A 2,452-nucleotide genomic window follows, 5' to 3' on the forward strand; every position below is an offset into this window, starting at 1 on the left:
AGGTTGTTCCTCACATGTTTTAGTTAGTTTTAAAAATATTTCATCTGTCTTTAAATCTTCTACACCAAAAAACATATTTTATCCCTTCAAATTCATCTTTCTCGGTTATCCTGAAATATATTCCCATTTATAGAATCAGTTTTTTTCTCACCGTATATGTATTGCCGGACAGTTCAAAGATTTCAAAGCCGGCCTTTTCATATAATCGTAACGGTCCGGTAAAAGCCATTTCTATATTCTCTCCATCCTTTACCGGATATGCTTCAACATATTTGTATCCTTCGAGCTTTGCATCATCACAGATTCTACGTAAAAACTGCGTTGCAATTCCCTTACCTCGGTATTCCGGAGAAATTTCAAAACATACTATAGCCTTAACTTCACCTGGAGCAATGTTATGTGTGTATTCCTCATCATCAGGCAAAGTATGCAGATCAAATTCACCGGTTCTATAGTAGCTCATCCTGTCATTCGAATTGCACCAGCCTATTGCTATTCCATTATCATATGCCAAATAGCCCTTGATTTCTCCTGCCTGCACCATCCTTTCAGCTGATTCCCTAAGTGCTCTTATCCAGCCTTCCAGTCCGTTACCATAATCCTCTGCCCTCTGATACAATTCCTTTTCCATTCTTTCTTTACTTAGATTGAATGCATTGCAATAACACGGATAGAATGGCGATCCATCTGAAAATGCCCTATTATCAAAGAAATCAAAATAATCCTCCGCCAAATCAGGAGTCAAACTCTTTATTACATATTCCATTTTCTGCTCTCCTCGTAAGACAAACTGCCAATTTGCTTATTTCAACTGGAAGTTATTTTTTTCAGTATTGCCAATGCAGCATAATGAAGTACCTCGAATTGCTCAGGCGCTATTTCATCAAGCAATTCCCTGTGTTCTTCATCCCATTTTTCAAGTTCTTCCTCCGACAATGACGCACCCACGCCTCGAGAGGCTTTCATCCGCCCATGCCATGATTCCTTAGTAAATGATATCTTCAAATCGTATTCTTCATGATCTTCCAATTCGAAATACTCATAAGTCACATTGGGGATCCATATTGCATGTTTGGTCTCCCCGGCACCTGTCCAGTTAGGATTATATTTCAGAACAAGCTCCTCACTTTTTCCTGCTATCTTATCTTCAAAGGGAAGCCATGCCATATATAGGATCAGCAGCCTTCCATCCGGCTTAAGAATGTCAGCCAATTTGGGCATAACTCGCTCATGATCGAAATACCAGAAACACTGACAAGCCGTAATTACATCATAGCTTTCTTTTGGAAAATCAATTTCTTCTGTAGGTACCGTTTGAAAATCAATCTTCATATCGGCGTCTTCCGACAGGCGTTTAGCTTGTTCTATCTGTTCAGGAGAGATATCAGTTCCTGTCCAATTTGCTCCATACCGGTACATATTACGTGGCAGTACGCCGGTTCCTGTCCCAAGATCGAGCACATTCTGTCCATCTATGCAAAGCCCTCTATCTGCAATCCTCTGATAAAATTCATTCGGATAGACATCCCTGTATTTTGCGTATTCTTCAGAAGTTCTTCCCCAGTCAAACGCCTTCCCGGCATCTATACGTCTATCAATTATCATAGAAATAATCCTTCCGTTTATTCCATTTTTAAACAATACATGGGGTATTATATTCCGGTATAACACGCCAACTTCAGCCCGACAAACTCGAAGTTATCTGACAGACTGCCATTCCTCTTTGGAAAGGCATGTTATGTGTTCCGTTCGGAGAACGCCCTCTATGGCACAGGGCACATTATAGGCCGTATGATGATAATGAAAACCGCACTTCTCCTGAACACGCTTTGACTTTTCATTCCCATCAAAGTAACCACACCATATTTTATTAAGTTTCAGGTTTTCAAAACCGTAGCGCATCAATTCCCTGACTGCTTCCGGTATCAGCCCTCGTCCCCAATACGGAACTCCGATCCAGTAGCCGATTTCACCTTCTGAATCAGGAAGGCCAATATTGCTGGCTTTCCCAAGCATAAGTCCAATGCTGCCAACAGGCTGGCCTGATTCTTTTAATACTACAGCATAGGTCTCCGGCGCTGAAAGAACCCTCCGGATTATTTCACGGCTATTCTCTACACTTGTATGAACCGCCCATCCTGCGATTGGTCCCACATCAGGATGACTTGCATATTTAAATAAATTCTCCGCATCGCTTTCTTCCCACGGTCGGAGGATCAATCTTTTCGTTTCAAGTATCATGGCATACCTCTCTTACCAACGGCATCTCTGCAAACTGGAATCTACAGTGCTAATTCCATCAGCCAGCAATCTACATTTTCTCCCTCAAACATCTCATGTTTTGGAAGTGATTTAATGATTTCAGACCCGGCTTTCTCGTATGCCCTTATAGCCCTTTTATTATCTTGGTGCGGGTCAAGAAGAACTCGTTCCGCAGCCATATTTTCTTTCA

Annotated in this window: 3 protein-coding genes; all 3 read right to left on the reverse strand. The window is 41.6% G+C overall.

The window, feature by feature from the left end:
* Nucleotides 1-127: 127 nt before the first annotated feature.
* The 3 genes from BMW61_RS21405 to BMW61_RS21415 all read right to left on the reverse strand — a co-directional run bounded on the left by BMW61_RS21405 (nt 128) and on the right by BMW61_RS21415 (nt 2,241).
* Nucleotides 128-766 (reverse strand): GNAT family N-acetyltransferase, encoded by a 639-nt coding sequence (locus BMW61_RS21405; RefSeq protein ID WP_091826106.1) that lies wholly within the window; start codon nt 764-766, stop codon nt 128-130.
* 41 nt (nt 767-807) lie between these two features.
* Nucleotides 808-1,605 carry a class I SAM-dependent methyltransferase gene (locus tag BMW61_RS21410; RefSeq protein ID WP_091826109.1) on the reverse strand — a complete coding sequence of 266 codons (798 nt, stop codon included), beginning with the start codon at nt 1,603-1,605 and terminating at the stop codon, nt 808-810.
* 93 nt (nt 1,606-1,698) lie between these two features.
* The gene (locus tag BMW61_RS21415) at nt 1,699-2,241 is read right to left on the reverse strand and encodes a GNAT family N-acetyltransferase (RefSeq protein WP_009984887.1); all 543 of its coding nucleotides are present in this window, start codon (nt 2,239-2,241) and stop codon (nt 1,699-1,701) included.
* Between the last annotated feature and the right edge of the window lie 211 nt (nt 2,242-2,452).

It is taken from the genome of Butyrivibrio sp. ob235, from assembly GCF_900109475.1.
Taxonomy (GTDB): Bacteria; Bacillota; Clostridia; order Lachnospirales; family Lachnospiraceae; genus Butyrivibrio.